This window comes from Streptomyces sp. CB00316, assembly GCF_001905595.1.
GTDB lineage: Bacteria > Actinomycetota > Actinomycetes > Streptomycetales > Streptomycetaceae > Streptomyces.
Genome location: NZ_LIXI01000001.1, coordinates 850,466 through 871,766, shown reverse-complemented (window position 1 = coordinate 871,766; position 21,301 = coordinate 850,466). Strand labels below are relative to the sequence as shown.

Sequence of the window (21,301 nt, the reverse complement as noted above, 5' to 3'; positions counted from 1 at the left end):
TTGCACTCTCGGCGGCCCCGGGCCACGGTCTCCTGCCGTGGCCCGGGGCCGTCCCTGCGGGTCACACCAGCAGGACCGTTTCTCGACCGTGCCGGTGGCGAAGTCCGTGCGTCGGAACGCTTCGAATCCAGGGACCGGGGCCCGCCCGCCCCAGCCGTCGACCCCCCGTTCGCGAGGGGCCGGCACAAGGTCCTGGGGTGGTGCTGGCTACACCTCCGGGTGGGTGGCGTACCGGCTGCCGCTCCGGGGCGGGCGGGGGCGAGACTTGCGGCACGACGGGGGCCGGCTCGGGCCCCGTGAGAGGAGAGGGATCACGATGAACGCACGCGCGACACGGATACGGCAGCCGATGCTGGCGGCGGGACGAGGACTGGTCCTGTCGGTCTACGGACTGGCGGTCTCCATGACCCTGTCCGTCCTCGCGGTGCTCTCGATCACCTTCATCCTGCTGGGCATCGGGGTCTTCACCACCCCGGTCGTACTGGAGGCGGTGCGGCGACACGCCAACCAGCGGCGGTTGTGGGCGGCCGACTGGTGCGGCGTACGGATACCGGTGCCGTACCGCCCGTTCCCGCCGGATCTGCGCAGGGGCGTCACCGGGCAGGTGGAGCGGACCACGCTGCTGCTGAAGGACCCGGCGACCTGGCGGGACCTCCAGTGGCTGCTGGTGGACATGACGGCCGGGACCGTGCTGGCCGTGGTGGCCGCGGGGCTGATGATCTACCCGATCGAGTCGGTGGTGCTGGCGGCGGGGCTGTGGCGGGTCTTCCAGGACGACCCGTACTGGTACGGGTTCGTGCCGGTGAGCAGCCAGCTCACGGGGCTGGTCGCCCTGGCGCTCGGCATCGCGCTCTTCCACCTCGGCCTGCGGGCCGCCGAGCCGGTGCTGCGGGCGCACTTCCTGCTGGCCCGCACCCTGCTGGCGCCGACGCCCGAGCAGACACTGGCGCAGCGGGTGGACCGGCTCACCGAGACGCGGCACGAGGCGGTGGACACCGCCGCTTCCGAGCTGCGGCGCATCGAGCGGGACCTGCACGACGGGGCACAGGCGCGGCTGGTCGCGATGGGAATGAACCTGGGCACGATCGAGGCGCTCATCGAGAAGGATCCGGCGCAGGCGAAGAAGCTGCTGGCGACGGCCCGGGAGTCCTCGGCGGAGGCGCTGACCGAGCTGCGTGACCTGGTCCGGGGCATCCACCCGCCGGTCCTCGCCGAACGGGGCCTCGGCGACGCGGTCAGGGCGCTGGCCCTACGGCTGCCGGTGGCCACGGAGGTGACGGTTGAGCTGCCGGGGCGGGCGGAGGCGTCGGTGGAGTCGGCGGCGTACTTCGCGGTGAGCGAGGCCCTGACCAATGCGGTGAAGCACGCCGGCGGCGACCGGATCTGGGTGGACCTGCACCACGGCGACGGGATGCTCCGGATCTCCGTGACGGACAACGGCGGGGGCGGTGCGCGGATCGGATCAGGCTCCGGACTGAGCGGAATCGAACGGCGACTCGGTACATTCGACGGCGTCCTGGCCGTCAGCAGCCCTGCGGGCGGCCCCACCATGGTCACCATGGAGCTGCCTTGCGCGTTGTCCTAGCCGAAGACCTCTTCCTGCTGCGCGACGGACTGGTGCGCATGCTGGAGGCGTACGGGTTCGAGATCGCCGCCGCCGTGGAGACCGGGCCCGAACTGAGCAAGGCCCTGGCCGATTCGGAGCCGGACATCGCGGTCGTCGACGTCCGGCTCCCGCCGTCCCACACGGACGAGGGTCTGCAGTGCGCCCTGGCCGCCCGGCGGGCGCGGCCGGGGCTGCCGGTGCTGGTGCTCTCCCAGCACGTGGAGCAGTTGTACGCCCGGGAGTTGCTGGCCGACGGCAACGGGGGCATCGGCTATCTGCTGAAGGACCGGGTCTTCGACGCCGACCAGTTCATCGACGCCGTACGGCGGGTGGCGGCGGGCGGCACGGCGATGGACCCGCAGGTGATCTCCCAGCTCCTGTCCCGCCGTTCGCAGGACAAGCCGATGGGTGGCCTCACGCCGCGCGAGCGGGAGGTGATGGAGCTGGTGGCCCAGGGCCGGTCCAACACGGCGATCGCCGCCCAGCTGGTGATCACGGAGCGGGCGATCGCCAAGCACACCTCGAACATCTTCGGGAAGCTCGGCCTGCCGCCCTCGGACGACGACAACCGCCGTGTGCTGGCGGTGCTGGCCTATCTGGACCACGGCTGAGCGCCGAATCCTGCCGTATTGACCTCCTGTGCACAGCAGTTGGGCATTCGGGCCGCTTTTCGGCTGGAGCTTCGCACGAATCGGCCGGGGGGCTGAACAGGGCGCAGGGGCCGCGCGTATGGGACGTCACGCTTCTCCCTCGAAGCAGAGGAGTCCCATGCGACGCACAGCACGTACACCCCGTACGTCCCGCAAGAAACGCTCAAGCCTGGCCAACCGGGCCATAGCCGCCTCCGCCGCCCTGATCCTGGGCGGGGGCGGGCTGGTGGCGGTCAATGTCTACGCCTCCGCGGGGGAAGGGCCGTCCGGATCGCCGCCCACCACCCGGGCCCAGAACACGGGCCGCCAGATGTCCACCATCGACTGCCCCGATGCCGGTAACGAACTGCCCGACGTGCCCGAGCAGGCCCGCCCCGAGGTCGACCGCGAACTCGCCGCGATGGATACCCAGATCACCGATGCCTACCGGCAGTTCGCCGACCGGAAGGAGCAGATATCCCGGGATCCCGGGCTCGCCGAGAACGCCGTGCTCGGCCCGTTGCGGAACAAGCGGACGGCGAGTCTCGACCGCATCGCCATTGCCATCAGCCGCGTCGGAGAGCGGCCCGCGGGGATCGAAGGTCTCGCCGGGTGCAGCCTGCGCGCCGACGACAGCGCCTCCGGCAACCCCGGGGGCGCGACGGGTGACGGCGGTAACGGCGACACTGGCGGTAACGGCGACGGCGGCCAGGACGACGGCCAGGGGCAGGACCAGGGCCAGAACCAAGGCCAGGGCGACGACCAGGGCCAAGGCGATGACCAAGGCCAGGGCGATGACCAGGGCAACGGTCAGGACCCGGGTCAGGGTCAGGGCGGTCAGGGCGGCAACGGGCCCGAGCAGTCCGATTTTGTCGACATCCAGTCCGTCCAGCCCAATGTCCAGCGCCCCCGACAGCGCCGCGGCGCCTCCCGCGGCACCTTCATCACGGACTGCGGCCGTAACGAGAACGGGAAGTTCAACCCGGACAACGTCATCGTCGCGCCCGGCGTGAGCAACGGCGCGCACCACATGCACGATTACATCGGCAACCAGGCCAACGACGCCTTCGCCGGCGACGACGACCTGGCGAACGGCGCCACCACCTGCCGCAACCAGGGCGACCGGTCGACCTACTACTGGCCCGTACTGCGCCTGCAGAACGGGCAGGACGAGGCCGACGTGGACGCCGACGGCGGGGGCAAGGACCAGAACGTCGGCGAGATCCAGACGCCGTCCCAGGTGACCCTGAAGTTCGTCGGCTCCCCCGTCAGCAGGGTCACGGCCATGCCGCGCTTCCTGCGGATCATCACCGGGGACGCCAAGGCGTTCACCAACGGCGACGCCAACGCCAACGCCTCCTGGAGCTGCACCGGCTTCGAGGACCGCCAGCTGAAGGACAAGTACCCGATCTGCCCCGAGGGCAGTCAGGTGGTCCGTACGTTCGCCTTCCAGAACTGCTGGGACGGGCAGAACACCGACAGCGCCAACCACCGCACCCATGTGGCGTTCGCGCAGGCCGACGGGCGTTGCCCGAACGGGTTCCGGGCGGTTCCGCAGCTCGTCCAGCGGATCGTGTACGACGTGCCGCCGGGGCCGGGGTTCGCCGTCGACTCCTTCCCCGAGCAGCTGCACAAGCCGATCACCGACCACGGCGACTTCATCAACGTCTTCGACAAGCAGCTGATGAAGAAGATGGTGCGGTGCATCAACGACGGGCGCAGGTGCCGCTGATACGACGCCGAGGGGGCCGGTGCCGGTGATTCGGCACCGGCACCGGCCCCCGTGACGCCCGTCCCCCTCGACCTGCGCGGTCAGCTCCCGTGGTGACCGGAGTGCCCTCCCTCGTTCCCCCCATCACCGCTCTCCCCCGAGCGGTGCGGCGAGGCGGTCTCCACCGTCCCCCCGAGCCGGCCGCGCAGCGCCGCGACCACCTTCGCGTCACCGACGGCGACCCAGCGCCGGCCGACGAGGTACGAACCGCCGTAGTCCTTGGCCTCGTTGATCCACTCGCGCTGGCCGCGGTCGGTCGCGAAGGTGGTCAGCACGTAACGCCCGGTCGGGGTCTTGCAGTTGGCCTGCCGCAGCTCCTGGGCGTCGGTCTGTACGTTGGGTTCGCAGCCGGCCCTCTCGGCCAGCTGCTCCAGGGTTCCCGTCGCGGTCGGCGGTGCCGAGGGACGGTCGTTCCCGGCGCCGTCGGCCGCGTTCTGTTTCCCGTCCGCGCCGCACCCGCTCAGCAGCAGCAGCGCTGCCAGGAGGGTGCCCGCGGCCCGGGGGCCGGCTCCGCATCGCCGTTCCGGTTCTGTCGCCATCGGCCCATCCTGCACCCAAAACCGGTCTCAGGTACGGGCGACGGCCAGGCTCGTCACATAGGACTCCCGGACCGTCCCGCCGGGGAAGGCGGCGGCCAGCAGCGCGCGTTCCCGCTCCAGGACCGCCGCGGCCACCGCCCGGTCCGCAACGAGGAAGATGGAGTGGCTGGCGAGGTTGGCGAGGTGGACGTCGAGCGTCACCTCACGGCTCCACTCCACCTGCCGGGTACGGAAGTCGGCCCCGGCGGGGAGCTCGGCCCGGAGCCTGGCGTCGGCGTCGTACGCCGCCACGTGCTGGTCCGTCTGCCCCTCGCCGAAGGTGTCCAGCACCCGCCGCTTCTGGTCCCCGATCCACGCCACGCGCGCGTCGGGGTCGTTCCACCACAGGGCGAGCGCCCCGCCGGGCCGCAGGACGCGGCGCGCCTCGGGGACCGAGCGGGCGGGGTCGGTCCAGTGCCAGGACTGGGCGTACGTGATCAGGTCCAGCGATCCGGTCCGCAGCGGCAGCCGGTTGCCGTCACCCCGGACCACGGGCACGTGCGGCAGCCCCCGGCGGAGCTGCGCGGCCATCCCACCGCCCGGCTCCACCGCCACCGCCCGGGCGCCCCGGCCGTCCAGCAGGGCGGTGGAGATACCCGTGCCGGCCCCGACGTCCGCGACCCGGGCTCCGGCCAGCGGGCGGCCGGACAGCTCCTCGATCGCGTCCAGCAGGGCGGGCGGGTAGGAGGGCCGGCTGGCGGCGTAGGAAGCGGCCACCGCGTCGAACGAGCGGGCACGGACCGAGTTCGTCGTCATCCCCCCATCATGGCCCCGTGCTCTCACGCGCGGCGGGACGGGAAATCCGTGCACGCCTCTGGTCCCCCCCGGGTACCCGTCAGTACATTGACACCATGTCTAACACGCAGCCAGCGGCGGTCGCGTCGGAGCGGACACCGCTCAAGGCCCGCAAGGTCTCCTTCGCCTGGGAGAAGACCCCCCCTGCACTGGGTGCCGGGCGACCCGTTCACCACGCACACCATCAACGTGCTCCATCTGCTGCTCCCGGCCGGGGAGCGGTGGTTCATCCATGTGTACCGGCAGATCCTCCCCTACATCCATGACGAGCGACTCCGCGAGGACGTCATCGGGTTCATCGGCCAGGAGGCCGTGCACTCGCAGGCCCATGACGACGTGCTGCCGCGTCTGCGGGAGCTGGGCCTGGACCCGACCCCGTACACCGCGCAGGTCGACTAATTCTTCGAGAAGCTGCTCGGGGACCGGACGCTGCCGCCGGGGCGGCCGTCGCGGTGGTGGCTGATGGAGCGGATGGCGATGATCGCGGCCATCGAGCCCTACACCGCCTTCCTCGGGGACTGGATCCTCAACGCCGAGGCGCTGGACCGCAAGGGCGCCGATCCGACCATGCTGGACCTGCTGCGCTGGCACGGCGCGGAGGAGGTGGAGCACCGGTCGGTGGCGTTCGAGGTGTTCATGCATGTCGACGGCGGCTACCGCCGGCGGGTGCGGACCTGGGCGGCGGCCTTCTCGGCGCTGGTCTTCCTCTGGCAGCGCGGGACCCGGTTCTTCATGGAGAACGACCCGAGCCTGCTGGACGGCAAGGCCACGTTCAAGGCGTTCCACGCCAGCGGCAAGCAGGGGACGCTGCCCAGCACGGGGGCGATCCTGCGGTCCGTACCCAGCTACCTCAGCCGGTCGTACCACCCCTCCCAGGAGGGCAGCACGGCCCAGGCCGTCGACTACCTCGCCCACTCGCCCGCGGCGCTCGCCGCCGAGGCCCGCACGACGGGAACGTCCTGACCCATGGCCCTGCCCCGTCCGCGCACCGTCGTCCTGGTCGCCGGTACCGCCCTGCTCACCCGGCGGGCGTTGCGCCGCCGGATCGCCCGGTCCCCGCTGTGGCCGCTGCCCGCCCTGACGAAGCCCGTCTCCGGGCACTCGCATCGGCAGCCGACGACCCTTCGGCGGCTGCTGATCACCGAGCGGGTCCCCGTCGCCGAGGGGGTCGTACAACTACGGCTGGAGGGAACCGCGTTGCCGCACTGGCAGCCGGGCGCCCACCTCGACCTCGTACTGCCTTCCGGGCTCGTGCGGCAGTACTCGCTCTGCGGTGATCCGGACGCCCCCGGTACGTACACGGTCGCGACCCGGCTGGTGGAGGACGGGCGGGGCGGGTCCCGGGAGGTGCACGAGCGGCTCCAGGAGGGCGTGGAGATCGAGGCGCGCGGTCCACGCAACCGGTTCCCGCTGGTGGAGGCGGAGGCGTATGTCTTCGTCGCGGGCGGGATCGGGATCACACCGATCCTGCCGATGCTGCGCTCGCTGGCCGCGCGGGGGGCGAACTGGCGACTGCTGTACGGGGGCCGGTCGCGGGCCTCGATGCCGTTCCTGGACGAGATCGAGAAGCTCGGTGCCGAGGGGGGCCGGGTCGCCGTGGTCGCCCAGGACGAGGCAGGGCACCCGGACGCCGTCGCCGCGTTGGCCGGCATCGCCGCGGGCACAGCCGTCTACTGCTGCGGGCCCGAGTCCTTGATGGACGCCGTCACCGCCGCGCTCCCCGAGGGCTGCACCCTGCACCTGGAGCGGTTCTCCGCGGCAACGGCCGACGCGGCGGGCTCCGGCGCCTTCGAGGTGGAGCTGCACCGCAGCGGCCGGACCGTGCGGGTCGCGGCCGGACAGTCGGTGCTGGCAGCCGTCCGCGAGGAGCTGCCCCATGTCTCGTACTCCTGCGAGCAGGGCTTCTGCGGGACGTGCCAACAGCGCGTCCTGGGAGGCGAGATCGACCACCGGGACGAGTTGCTGACCGACGACGAGCGCGGCGACTCGATGCTCATCTGCGTCTCGCGCTGCCGGAGCGGGCGGCTGGTGCTGGACCTGTAGAAGCCACACAGCCGCACCCCGGTTAGGCTGTCCGGATGACGACCGGGGCACGGCGCAGGATGGGCGTCGAGGAGCGCAGGCAGCAACTGATCGGCGTCGCGCTGGACTTGTTCAGCCGGCGCTCCCCCGAGGATGTGTCGATCGACGAGGTCGCCGCCGCGGCGGGCATCTCACGGCCGCTGGTCTACCACTACTTCCCGGGGAAGCAGAGCCTGTACGAGGCGGCGCTGCGGCGGGCGGCCGACGAGCTGGCCGACCGGTTCATGGAGCCGCTCGAAGGGCCCCTGGGGGCAAGGCTGTTGCGGGTGATGGGGCGGTTCTTCGACTTCGTCGACGAGCACGGTCCCGGCTTCTCGGCGCTGATGCGCGGCGGCCCGGCCGTCGGTTCGTCCACGGCCAACGCCATGATCGACGGGGTGCGGCAGGCCGCGTACGAGCAGATCATCACGCACCTGGGGGTGGAAGACCCGCCCGCTCGGTTGGAGTTGGTGGTCCGCTCCTGGGTCTCGCTCGCCGAGTCGACCGCGCTGATCTGGCTGGACGGGCGGCGGATCCCGCGCCAGGAGCTCGAGGTCCAGCTGGTGCACGACTTCGCCGCGCTCGCCGCCGTCAGCGCCGCGTACGACCAGGAGATGGCGGGCATCGTACTGCGGGTGCTCTCCCAGGAGCCGGTGGAGGGCCCGTTCGGGGACCTGCTGGGCCGGCTCTCCGCGCTCGCCCCCGCCGTACCGGCCGTCCCGGCGCCGCGGCTGCCGCGCGAAAACCCCTAGGCCGGCAACGCCCCCAGGCTGGCAGGCAGTTGCGGGACGCGGCGGGCGGCGGCCAGGAGGGCGTGGATCTGCGGGCCCGCCTGGTCGATGTCGGTCACGGGCTTGGGGAAGGGCAGCCGTACGTCGCGGTGGGTGCGCGGGTATTCGAGGCGCAGCGTCACGCCGTAGCGGTCCATCGCCAGCGCCCCCGCCCGCACCGTCCCCCGCTCCGGGCGGGGGCGGACGAGGCGCAGCAGCAGGGGCACGAGCTCGCTGTGGCCGTCGACCAGGTGCGTCAGCATGCCCGCCTCACAGGCGGCGACCGGGTCGGTCTCGGTCTGCTCCAGCTCTTCGAGGGTGGTGAACGTACGGCCTCCGTCCCTCCGCATCACTCCCCCGGGCCCCTCAGAGCCGGAGCCCGCTCTGCAGCGCCGCTGCGAGGCCGACCTCCGCGTTGTCCGCCTGGCCCCGTTCGAAGGCGCGCTGGTACGCCTCGTCGCCCACCGCCGCCCGGGCCTGGAGCTCGCAGGCCTCGCGGACCGGGCCCAGTTCCGGCGTACCGCGCTGGGGGTGGCCGACCATCCGCCAGTACGCGTGCCCGGTGCCGTACACCCGGGCGGCCTGGGCCCCCGCGCCCTGGGCGGCGATGGCGGCGGCCAGGATGTCCAGACCCAGCGCGATGCCGAAGCTGTCGCGGAGCCGGTGCTTGCCCGCGAGCATGGCCCGGGCGTGGGCGGCGGAGGCCTCCGGGCGGCCCTGGAGCAGGGCGATCAGGGCGAGCTGGTAGTCGGCGTAGGAGCGGGTCCAGTATTCGCCGCCCCGCTCGCAGGACCGGCGCAGCGCGGCGGCGGCGCGGCCGGACTCGGCGAGCCGGCCCAGGGCGGTGAGCGCGAAGACGGTGATGAGGCGGCAGCGCAGCCGGTGGGCGGACTCGAGGGGGGCGGGGTCCCCATCGGGGCCGGGGGCGGCGGACTCGCGGGCGGTGGCCCGTTGTTCCGCGGGACCCCCGTCCGGAGGGACCGTCTCCGTCATCCGCAGCACCCGTTCCGCCGCCTCCAGCGCTGCCGCGGGCTCGCCGTTCATCAGCTGGGTGAGGCCGGAGAGGTAGGTGGCGCCGAGCATGCCCTCGTCGTCGTGGTCGTACAGCGCGATGGCCGTGCAGAGCGCCCCGTACTTCTCGGCGGTCGCGAAGTCGCCCTGGAGCAGGGCCGCGACACCCAGCACCCACTGGAGCCGGGTCCGGCGCGGGCCCTCCACCGGGCCCGCGTCCAGGGTTTTTTGGGCGTAGCTGCGGGCCTCCGACAGATGGCCGCAGCAGGCCCAGAAGAAGCCGACCCGGCCCGCCATCTCCTGGGCACCCGCCACGTCGTGGGCGAGCAGGTGGTCCAGGGCCGCGCAGAGGTCCAGGTGGGTGTCGGCGACCTTGTGGTACCAGGAGATCTGGTCGGGGCCGGTCCAGCCGTCGTGGGCGCGGCGGGCGAGGCCGAGGAAGCTGGCGGCGTGCCGGTCGGCGGCGGCCCGCTCCTCGCCGAGTTCGCCGAGCCACATACGGCCGTACTCGCGCAGGGTGTCGAGCATCCGGTAGCGGGTGCCGTCGCGCTGGACGACGGACTGGGCGACGAGCCCTTGCAGCGCGCGGTCCACCCCGTCCGGGGTGAGCGGCCCCCCGGTGCAGACCTCGCGGGCGGTCTCCTCGTCGAAGTCCGTACGCAGCAGGGTGAGCCGGGCCCACAGGAGCCGCTCCAGCGGGGTGCAGAGCTCGTGGCTCCACCCGATCGTCGCGCGCAGGGTGCGGTGGCGACGGGGCCAGAGGGAGTCGTCGGCGAGGAGGTCGAGGCGGGAGGCGGCGAGGCCCTCGGCGTCGACCGGGGCGTCGAAGCGGGTCCCGATGCGGGTGGCGAGCTGGGCCACGGTGTGGCGGCCGATGCCCGCGGCGGCCAGTTCGATGGCGAGCGGGATGCCTTCGAGCCGGCGGCAGATGTCGGCGGCGGCCGCCCGGTCGCCCGGCGCGTCGAGCCTCGCCCGGGGGTCGCCCGCGCGCAGCCGGTCCTCGAAGAGCTGGAGCGCGTCGGGGGCACCGTCCACCGGGAGCGGCTGGATCCGCACGGCGTGCTCGCCCCGGGTCCCCAGCGGCTGCCTGCTGGTGACCAGGACGGTCAGGCCGGGCGAGGTGGTGAGCAGCTCGGCCAGCAGGTGGGAGCAGGGGGCCCGCAGGTGTTCGGCGGAGTCCAGGACGAGCAGAAGGCGCTTGTCGCTGAGCCATTCGCAGAGCGCCTCGACGGGCATCCGCAGGGTGTGGTCCGCCAGTCCGACCGCGTCGGAGACGGTAGGGAGCAGGAGAGCGTCGTCGTAGAGCGGGGAGAGGTCGGCCCACCATGCGCCGTCCGGGTAGCGGTCGGCGGCCTCGCGGGCGGCCCGGACGGCGAGCCGGGTCTTGCCGACACCGCCGGGCCCGATCAGAGTGGTCATCCGCCGCGTGGCCAACGCGGTCTCCAGCCGGGCCAGTTCGGCCCGCCTCCCGACGAAGCTGCTCGTCTCCTCGGGAAGGAATCCCACCTTGGTCATCATCACCGTCCGGCACGCTGGGGCAGAGGGCGCCGGTGAGCCGGCCGCCCCGGGGCGGGGCGCCTGCCGCACGGACCGGGCCGGTCCCGCCTCCCGGCGGAGGGAGGCGGGACCGGCCCGGTGGTGGACCAGGACGGCTGTCGCGGCTCCATCGCCGACGTCTGCCGTCACCGTAGTGCCGATGGGTGTCAGCGCAGGACGAAGACCGCCGCCGTGCGTCCCGGTACGGTGAAACTGGCTGATTTCCCGTCGTACCTGGCTCGTTTGACCGTAAGATCCGCACCCCTGGCCTGGACCGGGTGCAGGGCGTACGTCTTCCCCGCCGGTGCGGCGAGCCGCTGGGTGGCGGTGTCCGGGGTGGCGTTGAGGACGACGGCGAGCTTGCCCAGGCGCATGGTGATCACGCCGGGGGTCTCGTCCTTGCCGGAGAGCGGGAAGGACAGGGCGGACTGCACCTGACCGGCGGTGGAGAGCGAGAACTCCTTCTCGGTGCTGCGGATGGTGAGCAGGTCGCGGTAGGCGGCCGAGGCCCCGTCGATCTGGGCGCAGTCGGGGGCGATCGTGGCGGAGGCCGTCAGCAGCGGCTTCGCGTGCGACCACTTGTCCTGGTTGTCGGCGGCGGGCGGCAGTCCCCGGCCGAAGCCGTTGCCGTCGCGGCAGTCCCAGTGCAGGGCGTTGAACCAGTCGCCGCTGTCGTAGGAGTTGCGGTCCAGCGACTTGGAGCGCAGCAGGTCGGTTCCCGCCTGGGAGAGCGAGGGGCCCTGCGACAGGACGGAGGCGGCCATGGCCACCACCTGGGCCCTGGCCCGGCTCTCGGCCGTGGTGCCTGCCGGGAGCTTGAAGGCGAGGGTGTCGAAGAGCGTCTCGTTGTCGTGGGCGTCGGAGTAGGCCAGCGCGTCGCCGGGGACGGCCGCGTATCCGGCGGGCGCCCCGTTGTAGTCGACGTCCGAACCCTTGACCGTACGGCCGGAGGTGTCGGTGAAGGTGTAGTCGGCGAGGTTGCCGGAGAGCCCGACCTTGATCAGGTCCTGGTAGTGCAGCAGCCGGGCCTTCTGTTCGGCGCGGGTGCCGTTGGCGGGGGAGGAATTGGGGTCGGTGTAGAGACCGGTGGCGAAACCCTGGACGCCGGGGTCCTCGTCGAAGGGGCCGCCGCCGCGCACGGCGTCACGGGCCCGGTCGGAGAAGGTCGCGATGCCGGTGCCGGCCATGTTCTTCTGGGTGGCCTGGACGAAGCGGGCGTCATCCGCGATCTCGCCGAAGTTCCAGCCCTCCCCGTACAGGATGATCTTCTTCCCGTCGACGCCGTCCTTGGCGAGCGTGAGCGCGTCGAGCGCCTCGCGGACCGCGAGGACGTTCTCCTTGGGATGGTGGCCCATCAGGTCGAAGCGGAAGCCGTCGACCTTGTACTCCTTCGCCCAGGTGACGATCGAGTCGACGACCAGCTTGCCCATCATGGTGTTCTCGGGAGCGGTGTTGGCGCAGCAGGTGGAGGTGGCGACGGTGCCGTCCTCCAGGAGCCGCTGGTAGTAGCCCGGCACGATCCGGTCGAGGACGGACTTGTCGTCCTGGCCTGAGGCGACGGTGTGGTTGTAGACGACGTCCATGACCGTGCGCAGCCCGGCCTGGTTGAGGCCCTGGACCATCTGCCGGAACTCGACGGTGCGCTTGGTGCCGTCGGGATCGGAGGCGTACGAGCCCTCGGGGACGGTGTAGTGGAAGGGGTCGTAGCCCCAGTTGAAGCCGTCCTTGGCGGCGGCCTTGGAGACGCAGGCCTGCTGCTCCTCGGAGTCGGGGGCGTAGACGTGCAGGTCGCAGGCGGGCTCGGCCTGGTCCTTCTTCTTCTCCGGGACGGTCCCGATGTCGAAGACGGGCAGCAGGTGGATGTAGCTGGTGCCGGAGTCGGCGAGCTTCTTCAGGTGCCGCATGCCCTTGGAGCGGGTGTCGGTGAAGGCCAGGTACTCACCCGGGTGCTCCGCCGTGCGGTCCGTGATCGAGAAGTCCCGGACGTGGAGCTCCTGGATCTGGGCGTCCCGCAGCGGGGTGGCGGCGGGCTTCTTCAGGCCGGACCAGCCGCGCGGCGCCAGCTTCGGGTCGGTGAGGTCGACGACGAGGCTGCGGGCGGAGTCGGCGGTCAGGGCGGTGGAGTAGGGGTCGGTGACCTTGTTGGTGACCAGCTTCTGGACGGTGGGCGCCCAGACGGTGACGGCGTACCGGTAGGGCTTGCCCCGCCAGCCCTTGCTTCCGGTGACCGACCAGACGCCGGTGCGGTCGTCGCGCTTCATCGCATGCGTACGGCCGTCGAGTTCGAGGGCGACGGCCTGGGCGGTCGGGGCCCAGACGGAGAGCGTGGGCGTGGCGCCGCGGAAGACCGGACCGAGCGACGCGGAGGCGGCCTTCGTCCCGTACAGGTCGTCCAGGATGCCCGCCGTCTGTACGCCGGTGGCCGCGAGCAGTGCGCCGTTGGCCGCGCGCTGGGTCGCGATGAGCTGTCCGCGCAGGGACTCGGCGACGCGGTCCCGGTCGCGGGGGTCGACGGTGAAGGCCGGATAGTCCTTCAGGTGCGGGAACCTGGCCTTCTGCGCGTCACTGAGCGCGCCCGCACCGAGCCGCAGCCACTGGCCCTCGTCGGAGAGCGCCCCGTCCACGACCGAGATGCCGCCCTTCTTCGCGTACACGAGCTGCTGGCTGGTGGCGTCGGTCGTCTTCACCTTCCAGACGACGGTGTTCGCGTCGATCCACTGCGCCTCGGCCTTGGTGAGGTCAGGGGCCGCGCCCCCGCCGACCTGCGGGAGGAGGTAGCCGGGTTTGCCGCCGAGCATCCAGACCTCGTGGCCGTACGTCGCGAGGTCGAGGGACTGGTCGCTGGGGAGGTCCTTCTCGTCCCCCTTGTGCAGGATGTAGCTGAGCGAGGTGGCCCCGTCGACGAGCGGCACCTCGAAGGTGACCCCGTACGCGTCCTTCCTGACCGGCATCAGCGGCTTGGCCCAGTCGGTGGGCTCCTTGGCGCCGGTCCAGGTGTGCAGCCCCCAGCCGTCGTAATCGCCGTCGGGGCGGTGGTAGTTGAGGACCGCCTTCGCCGTGTCCTGCGGCGGCGCCTCGGGCGCTTCGACCGCCTGCTCGTCCTTGCCCTGCTCGATCCAGACCTGCCCGGTCACGCCGAGGTCGATGGTGCGCTGCGGACCATCGGCCGTGCCGTTCTTCTCGACGGTGTAAGGGACCGAGCTCGCGCCCTCCTCCAGGTCGATCCAGGCGAACGCACCGTACGCGTCCCGCCCGATGAACTCGGCGGTCTTGTCACCGGACGTGAGCTGCCAGCCCTCGTAGTCGCCGTCGGCGCGCTGGTAGTGGACCACGGCCCGGTCGCGCTCGACGGCGACGGGCTTCGGCGTCGGCGGGGTCTGCCCGGCGGTGGTGGCGGCGAGAGCGCTGGATGTGTGGCCCGCCCGGTCGACGACAACGGCCTTGTAGCGCAAAGGTGTTCCGGCCTTCACGGTTCCGTCGAGGTACTGGGTGACCTTGTACGGGGCGTGATCGGCCGAACCGAGCGTCTGCCACTCGCCGTTGCCCACCTGGGCGGCGAACACGACCCGGTTGAGCCGGCCGCCGTCCACGTCGGCGGTGATCTCGACGGTGCCGGTGGCGCCGGCGGCCGGGGCCTTCAGGACGATCGCGGGCTTGGCGGCCGGGTGGCCCAGCGGCTTCTCCGCCCGCAGCACGATGCTGGAGAGGGCGGGCACGGTGACGGTGACCCTCTTGTCCGCACCGCTGCGGACCGCGCCGGAACCGCCGTACAGCGTCCGGAAGTCGACCCCGGCCGACTCGGTGGTCAGCTGGACCTTCTTCGGGGTGGCCGCGTTGTTGGAGGCGACGAGGTACTCGTTGGGCCGCTCGGCGTCGATGCGCGAGGTGGCGTACACCGAGCCGGCTGCCCCTTCGACGACCAGCTCACTCTGCACCCCGTCCCGCAGGGCCGGGTGCTCCTTGGTGAGCTTGGCGAGCCGGGCGATGGAGCGGTAGACCGGGTGCTCGGTGTCGTACGCGTCCGAGGCATGGGTGCGGTCGGTGCCGAGCTGGTCGTCGTCCAGGTAGTCGGCGGTCTTCGAGGCGAAGAGGGTCTGGCGGGAGTCCTTGTCGCCGCCCGCGCCGGTGAAGCCCTGCTCGTCGCCGTAGTAGATCACCGGGTTGCCACGGCCGAGGAACATCAGCTCGTTGGCGAGGCGGGCCCGCTTGAGGAGCTCGGCGTCATCGGCCTTGGGGTTGTCCTGCTTGAGGAAGGTCCCGATGCGGCCCATGTCGTGGTTGCCGAGGAAGGTGACCTGCTCGTAGGCGTTGGCCTTGTCCGTGGTGTAGCGGTAGTCGTTGCCGTACACCGAGGCGAGCCGGTCGGCCGGGGCGCCCTGGGAGGCGAACTGCCGGGCGGCCTCCTGGAAGGGGAAGTCCAGCGTCGAGTCCAGGCGGCCCCGCGTGACGTACGGCGAGGTGATCGCCGGGTCGGCGGAGTAGACCTCCCCGAACATGAAGAAGTCGTCCCGGCCCCGCTTGGCCGCGTAGGCGTCCAGCGCGGTGGCCCACTGGGTCCAGAAGTCCAGGTCGACGTGTTTGACGGTGTCGATGCGGAACCCGTCGATGTCGAAGTCGCGGACCCACTTCTCGTAGATCTTCTGCATGCCCTTCACGACCTCGGGACGCTCGGTCCACAGGTCGTCGAGGCCGGAGAAGTCTCCGTACTCGTTGGACTCGCCGGCCCAGGTCGAGTCGCCCCGGTTGTGGTACATCGTGGGGTCGTCGAGCCAGGACGGGACCTTCCTGCCGGTGTCCGGCGTCTGCACGGGGATGTACGGGAAGGAGTCCTCGTCCACCTTCTCGATGCCGTCCCGGTCGTCGAAGGGGCGGCCGTCCTTGTCGAGGTAGGGGAAGGCGCCCTTGGGCTTGTAGCCGTAGGCCTTCTCCGCGTAGTCGACGGTGTCGGCGGTGTGGTTGGTGATGACGTCGAAGAAGACCTTCATGCCCTTGGCGTGGGCCTTGTCGATCAGCTTCTCCAGGTCGGCGTTGGAGCCGAAGTGCGGGTCGACCTGGGTGAAGTCGGTGATCCAGTAGCCGTGGTAGCCGGCCGAGGCGTCCTTGCCGGTGCCCTGGACGGGCCGGTTCTTGAAGATCGGGGCGAGCCAGATCGCGGTGGTGCCGAGGCCCTTGATGTAGTCGAGCTTCTGGGTGAGGCCCTTGAGGTCGCCGCCCTGGTAGAACCCCTTGTCGGTGGGGTCGAAGCCGTGCTCCAGGCGTGAGCCCTTCAGCCCGCCGCGGTCGTTGGCGGTGCTGCCGTTGGCGAACCGGTCCGGCAGCACGAAGTAGAACTGCTCACGCGTGAGGTCGTGCCGGGCCGGCTCCTTGGCCAGCTTGGCGTCGGAGGGCGGTGCGGGTGGTCTGGGCGACGCGGCGGCGGTGGCCGCCGGGACGACGGGCAGCAGCGCCACGCAGAGCGCGGCGACGACCCCTCGTCTGAGGGTGGTTCGGGACACGTGAGGGTGCTCCTCGGCTGGTGTCAGGAGGGTTGACCGTGGGCCGGAGGCAGCGCGCCTCCGGCCCACGGGGAGATACGGGTCAGCTGCGCCAGACGTCGGCGGTCAGCGTGACCTTTCCGGAGGTCGGGACCGTGGCGGTGCGGTTGGCGCCGCTCTCCCAGGTGACGTTGCCGTTGGCGTCCTTGCGGACGTACTTGTACGCGAAGGACGTCCCGGCGGGCAGGCTCACGTCCAGCTTCCAGACGGGGTAGGTGGCCGGGTCGAGCTTCAGGGCGTTCGCCGGGTTCCAGTTGCCGAGGGCGGCCTGGTCACCGGTGACGTAGATGTTCTGGCCCAGCTGGGTGGTGGCGTTGACGCCGAAGGAGGCGCCGGACTGGCCGTTGCCGGGGTCGGGGCTCGGGGTCGGACCGCCGCCGCCGGAGCACGTACGGGCATTCGCGTGCAGGGCCACGGCCGTACCGGCGCCGAGCGTGGCGGTGAACTGGCCGGAACCGTTGACGCTCACTCCGCGGCCGGACTGCACGTCGCAGTAGTCCCCGGCCGGCAGCGAGGTCTGGAAGGTCCGGGTGAGCGAGGAACCCTCGTGGTTGATGGCCACGTACGCCTTGGTGCCCCGGCCGAAGGCGATCTGGTCGCCGCCGTTGTCCCACCAGTTGGTGACGGCCTGGCCGCGTGCGGCGTTGCGGAGGCCGACCATGGAGGAGACCTCGCGCCAGTCGTGCTGGCACTTCCAGCCGTCGGCGTAGCAGGCGTTCACCTGGCCGCCGTTGGGGGGCCCGGCGTCGTAGTTGCTGAACTCGTAGCCGGAGTGGACGTCCGGGGAGCCGTAGGGCCAGGCCAGCAGGAAGACGTTGGCGAGCGTGTAGGCGGAGCCGTTCTTGTAGTTGAGGGTCTCGCCGTTGCGCTCCGTGTCGTGGTTGTCGACGAAGACGGCGGACTTGCCGGACTCCATGAAGCCCCAGCTCTCGCCGAAGTTCTTCAGGTTGGCGAGGTTCTCGTTGAGGAAGACCTGCTTGAGGCTACGGGCGTACCGGAACTCCTGGACGTCCCCGGTGCCGAGGTACTCGGAGGGCGAGACGGCCTCACCGGCTCCGTAGATCGCCTCCTGCTTCCAGTAGACGTTCGGGTTGGTCAGCCGGGACTTGATGTTGGCGAGGTCGGCGGCGGGGATGTGCTTGGCCGCGTCGATCCGGAAGCCGTCGACACCGAGGGAGAGCAGGTCGTTGAGGTAGCCGGCGATCTTTCCGCGTACGTGGTCCTCGCCGGTGTCCAGGTCGGCGAGGCCGACCAGTTCGCAGTTCTGGACGTTGGCGCGGTCGTTGTAGTTGGTGATCGGGGACTGGCAGTGGTTCAGGTCGTTGACCGAGTAGAGCCCCGGGTAGTCGTACTTGGTGTACGAGGAGCCGCCGGTGCCGGTGCCGCTGCCGGCCGCCATGTGGTTGATGACGGTGTCCGCGACGACCTTGACGCCCGCCGAGTGACACGTGTTGACCATGGCGGAGAAGGCGGCCCGGTCTCCGAGGCGACCGGCGATCTTGTAGCTGACGGGCTGGTACGACGTCCACCACTGACCGCCCTGGATGTGCTCCTGAGGCGGCGAGACCTGGACGTAGCCGTAGCCCGCCGGACCGAGAGTGTCCGTGCAGGCCTTGGCTATGGAGGCGAACTTCCACTCGAACAGCACGGCGGTGACGTCCTTGTCGCCCGGAGCGGCGGCCTGCGCGGGGGACGCGGTGCCGAATCCGGTGGGGATGACAAGGGCGGCAGCGGCGCCGGCCACGAGGGCGAGCGCGGCAGACAGCGGTCTGCGTGCCATGTCTTTCCTCCTGCGGGGGTGGGGGAAACGCGGGTGACGGTGCAGCCTCAGCCGGCAACGCGCCATGCCCTCAAGGCTCCTGAAGGTTCTTGCTGCAAGAATGCAAACCTTGCCGCGGACCAGACCGTACGAGGCCGCCAGGCACCGGTCAACCCTTTGGACACGCCCCGCTCACATCCACGAAACAAGCCATTTTTCTTCGCGATTTCTTGCTGCAAGACCTTTCGCAAGATATTGCGGGCCTGTTACGTTTCATCTGACTCCGGTCCGGTCGGCCGAGGGTTCCAGGTGCCGCCTCGCGGTGCCCGGACTCCACGCGCCCGGCCGGCCGGGCCGGTCACGACAAGGAGAGGCACCCGGAGTCGCAAGAACTCCCCGCCGGCCCTTCCTGGGCCGACTCCTGGTGCCTCTCCTGTACGTGTCTTCCGGGCCTCGTCAGCCCCCCGCTCGCACCGCCGCGGTCGAACCCCGTACGACCAGCTCCGGCTGGAAGACGTACTCGGTGCGCTGCACCGGGCTTCCGCCGATCTCCTCCAGCAGCGCGCCCACCGCGGCCGCCGCCATCGCCTGCACGGGCTGGCGCACGGTCGTCAGCGGTGGGTCGGTGAACGCGATGAGCTGCGAGTCGTCGAAGCCCACGACCGAGACGTCACGCGGTACGTCGATTCCTCTCCCACGGGCGGCGCGGACGACGCCCAGGGCCATCAGGTCACTGCCGCAGACGATGCCGGTGCACCCCGCGTCCAGCAGGGCGCCCGCCGCCACCTGGCCGCCCTCGACGCTGAACAGGGTGGAGCAGACGAGCCCTTCGGCCTCCGCCCGGTCCATGCCGAGCAGCGAGATGGCCGCTTCCACGAACCCGTCCCTCTTGCGCCGCGACGGCACGTACCGCTGCGGGCCGATGGCCAGGCCGATCCGGCGGTGGCCGAGGTCGGCGAGGTGGCCCACGGCCATGCGTACGGCAGCGTTGTCATCGGGCGAGACGAAGGGGGCGCTGATGCGCTCGTTGTAGCCGTTGATCAGGACGAACGGCACACCGCGCTCGGTGAGCGCGGCGTACCGTGCCGGGTCGGCCGAGGTGTCGGCGTGCAGCCCGGAGAGGAAGACGATGCCGCCGACGCCCCGCTCCACGAGCTGCTCGACCAGCTCGTCCTCGGTCGCGCCGCCCGGGAGCTGGGTGCAGAGCACGGGCGTGTACCCGTGCCCGGCCAGCACCTGCTCGACGGACTGCGCGAACGCCGGGAAGATCGGGTTGGTGAGTTCGGGCGTCACCAGTCCGATCAGTCCGGCGCTGCGCTGCCGCAGCCGTACGGGCCGCTCGTAGCCCAGGATGTCGAGCGCCGCGAGCACCCGCTGACGCGTGGTGTCCGCGACGCCCTGCTTCCCGTTCAGGACCCGGCTGACCGTCGCCTCGCTGACCGCCGCCTGGCCGGCGATGTCGGAGAGCCGGGGCGCGGCCGTGGTCCTGGGTGCGGGCAGTGTCACACCGTCCACCACACCGTGCTGTCGGCGGGAAGTACGGCCTCGGCGCCGTCCACGGTGACCGGGGAGCTGGCGAGCAGAACCCGGCCGCGGGCGGTGATACGGACCGGTGCGCCGGTGGTGTTGACGGTGCACACGAAGCCGGGGCGGGCGAGGAGGAGGACGCCCTCGGGGCCGTCCAGCCACTCCACGTCCGTGCCCGCGCCGAGGCCCGGGTGCTCGCGGCGGGCGGCGAGCGCGGCCCGGTACAGCTCCAGCGTGGAGCCCTCCACGCCGGTCTGCGCCTCCACGGAGAGCTCGCCCCAGCCGACGGGCTGCGGGAGCCAGCTGCCGCCTTCGCCGAACCCGTACGACGTACCCTCGCGGGTCCACGGGATCGGGACGCGGCAGCCGTCGCGGAAGCCGTCCTGGCCCTCGGCGCGGAAGAACGAGGGGTCCTGGCGGGCCTCGTCGGGCAGGTCGGTGACGTCGGGCAGGCCGAGCTCCTCGCCCTGGTAGACGTAGGCGGAGCCGGGCAGGGCGAGCATCAGGAGGGTGGCGGCGCGGGCCCGGCGCAGGCCGAGTTCGCGGTCGCCGGGGGTACGGATCTGGGTGCCCAGGCCCGCCGGGTTGGCGAAGCGGGTGGCGTGCCGGGTGACGTCGTGGTTGGACAGCACCCAGGTGGTGGGGGCGCCGACCGGGCGCATCGCGTCGAGCGAGAGGTCGATGACCTCGCGGAGCTCCGCGGCGTCCCAGGCGGTCCCGAGGTACTGGAAGTTGAAGGCCTGGTGCATCTCGTCGGGGCGCACGTAGTTGGCGGTGCGCTCGACGGTGGGGGTCCACGCCTCGGCGACGGCGATCCGCTCGCCGGGGTATTCGTCGAGGATGGTGCGCCAGCTGCGGTAGATCGCGTGCACGCCGTCCTGGTCGAAGAAGGGCATGACGTCGTTGCCGAGCAGCTTGAGCTGGTCGTGGGCGCCGAGGTCGGGCAGGCCCTCCGCCTTGACGAGGCCGTGGGCGACGTCGACCCGGAAGCCGTCGACGCCCATGTCGAGCCAGAAGCGCAGGATGGAGCGGAACTCGTCGGCGACGGCCGGGTGCTCCCAGTTGAAGTCGGGCTGCTCGGGGGCGAAGAGGTGGAGGTACCAGTCGCCGGGAGTGCCGTCCGGGTTGACCGTACGGGTCCAGGCGGGGCCGCCGAAGATGGACTCCCAGTCGTTGGGCGGGAGTTCGCCGTCGGTGCCCTTGCCAGGGCGGAAGTGGTAGCGCTCGCGCAGGGCGGAGCCGGGGCCCTCGGCCAGGGCGCGCTTGAACCACTCGTGCTGGTCGGAGGAGTGGTTGGGGACCAGGTCGACGATGATGCGCAGGCCCAGGCCGTGCGCCTCGCGGATCAGGGCGTCGGCGTCCAGCAGGGTGCCGAACATCGGGTCGATGGCCCGGTAGTCGGCGACGTCGTACCCGGCGTCGGCCTGCGGGGACGCGTAGAAGGGGGAGAGCCACACCGCGTCGACACCGAGGTCCCGCAGGTAGGGCAGGCGGGCGGTGACGCCGGCGAGGTCGCCCATGCCGTCGCCGTTGCCGTCGGCGAAGCTCCGTGGATAGACCTGGTAGATCACCGCGTCCTGCCACCAGCCGGTGCGGTGGCCCGGGGCGTCGTCGGACGTGCCGGTGGAGGGGGCAGCGAGGTGCTGGGTCATGTCGTCCCTGGGGTGTCTGGGTGGGGAGCGGCGCCGGTGGCCGGGTCGGGGTTTCCGGCGCCGCCGTGACGA

The 21,301-nt window shown here is 71.6% G+C and carries 12 protein-coding genes and 2 pseudogenes; 6 read left to right on the top strand and 8 right to left on the bottom strand.

Annotation, left to right across the window (positions count from 1 at the left end; all coding sequences use genetic code 11):
• The first annotated feature begins 316 nt into the window (after positions 1–316).
• From AMK21_RS03890 to AMK21_RS03880, 3 genes are all read left to right on the top strand, one after another.
• The gene (locus AMK21_RS03890; RefSeq protein WP_073874110.1) at positions 317–1,585 is read left to right on the top strand and encodes a sensor histidine kinase; all 1,269 of its coding nucleotides are present in this window, start codon (positions 317–319) and stop codon (positions 1,583–1,585) included.
• The gene (locus tag AMK21_RS03885) at positions 1,570–2,217 is read left to right on the top strand and encodes a LuxR C-terminal-related transcriptional regulator (protein WP_073874108.1); all 648 of its coding nucleotides are present in this window, start codon (positions 1,570–1,572) and stop codon (positions 2,215–2,217) included. The genes AMK21_RS03890 and AMK21_RS03885 overlap by 16 nt, the downstream gene beginning before the upstream one ends.
• A gap of 157 nt (positions 2,218–2,374) precedes the next feature.
• Positions 2,375–3,967: a DUF1996 domain-containing protein gene (locus AMK21_RS03880; RefSeq protein ID WP_073874106.1), complete on the top strand. Its 1,593-nt coding sequence runs from the start codon at positions 2,375–2,377 to the stop codon at positions 3,965–3,967.
• 80 nt (positions 3,968–4,047) lie between these two features.
• Here the strand turns inward: AMK21_RS03880 and AMK21_RS03875 are convergent, their stop codons facing one another.
• Positions 4,048–4,545, bottom strand: a complete 498-nt coding sequence (locus tag AMK21_RS03875) for a hypothetical protein (protein WP_079181056.1) — start codon at positions 4,543–4,545, stop codon at positions 4,048–4,050.
• A 27-nt stretch (positions 4,546–4,572) separates the two neighbouring features.
• Positions 4,573–5,340, bottom strand: a complete 768-nt coding sequence (locus AMK21_RS03870) for a class I SAM-dependent methyltransferase (RefSeq protein ID WP_073874104.1) — start codon at positions 5,338–5,340, stop codon at positions 4,573–4,575.
• A 95-nt stretch (positions 5,341–5,435) separates the two neighbouring features.
• Between AMK21_RS03870 and AMK21_RS03865 the strand changes: the two are divergent.
• The 3 genes and pseudogenes from AMK21_RS03865 to AMK21_RS03855 all read left to right on the top strand — a co-directional run bounded on the left by AMK21_RS03865 (position 5,436) and on the right by AMK21_RS03855 (position 8,192).
• Positions 5,436–6,342: pseudogene (locus AMK21_RS03865) on the top strand (metal-dependent hydrolase).
• A gap of 3 nt (positions 6,343–6,345) precedes the next feature.
• Positions 6,346–7,422, top strand: a complete 1,077-nt coding sequence (locus tag AMK21_RS03860; protein ID WP_073874102.1) for a PDR/VanB family oxidoreductase — start codon at positions 6,346–6,348, stop codon at positions 7,420–7,422.
• Between the two features lie 35 nt (positions 7,423–7,457).
• Positions 7,458–8,192 carry a TetR/AcrR family transcriptional regulator gene (locus tag AMK21_RS03855; RefSeq protein WP_073874100.1) on the top strand — a complete coding sequence of 245 codons (735 nt, stop codon included), beginning with the start codon at positions 7,458–7,460 and terminating at the stop codon, positions 8,190–8,192.
• Here the strand turns inward: AMK21_RS03855 and AMK21_RS03850 are convergent.
• From AMK21_RS03850 to AMK21_RS03825, 6 genes and pseudogenes are all read right to left on the bottom strand, one after another.
• Positions 8,189–8,545: pseudogene (locus AMK21_RS03850) on the bottom strand (DUF2470 domain-containing protein); the annotation flags it as partial. The gene AMK21_RS03855 and the pseudogene AMK21_RS03850 overlap by 4 nt on opposite strands.
• Positions 8,546–8,576: 31 nt before the next feature.
• Entirely contained in the window at positions 8,577–10,739 is a 2,163-nt protein-coding gene (locus AMK21_RS03845) for an ATP-binding protein (protein ID WP_073874096.1), read from the bottom strand.
• 185 nt (positions 10,740–10,924) lie between these two features.
• Positions 10,925–16,252, bottom strand: a complete 5,328-nt coding sequence (gene pulA, locus AMK21_RS03840; RefSeq protein ID WP_073874094.1) for a pullulanase-type alpha-1,6-glucosidase — start codon at positions 16,250–16,252, stop codon at positions 10,925–10,927.
• A gap of 82 nt (positions 16,253–16,334) precedes the next feature.
• The gene (locus AMK21_RS03835) at positions 16,335–18,071 is read right to left on the bottom strand and encodes a carbohydrate-binding module family 20 domain-containing protein (protein WP_073874092.1); all 1,737 of its coding nucleotides are present in this window, start codon (positions 18,069–18,071) and stop codon (positions 16,335–16,337) included.
• A 435-nt stretch (positions 18,072–18,506) separates the two neighbouring features.
• Positions 18,507–19,568: a LacI family DNA-binding transcriptional regulator gene (locus AMK21_RS03830; protein ID WP_199863095.1), complete on the bottom strand. Its 1,062-nt coding sequence runs from the start codon at positions 19,566–19,568 to the stop codon at positions 18,507–18,509.
• The gene (locus AMK21_RS03825) at positions 19,553–21,229 is read right to left on the bottom strand and encodes a glycoside hydrolase family 13 protein (protein ID WP_073874090.1); all 1,677 of its coding nucleotides are present in this window, start codon (positions 21,227–21,229) and stop codon (positions 19,553–19,555) included. The genes AMK21_RS03830 and AMK21_RS03825 overlap by 16 nt, the downstream gene beginning before the upstream one ends.
• Between the last annotated feature and the right edge of the window lie 72 nt (positions 21,230–21,301).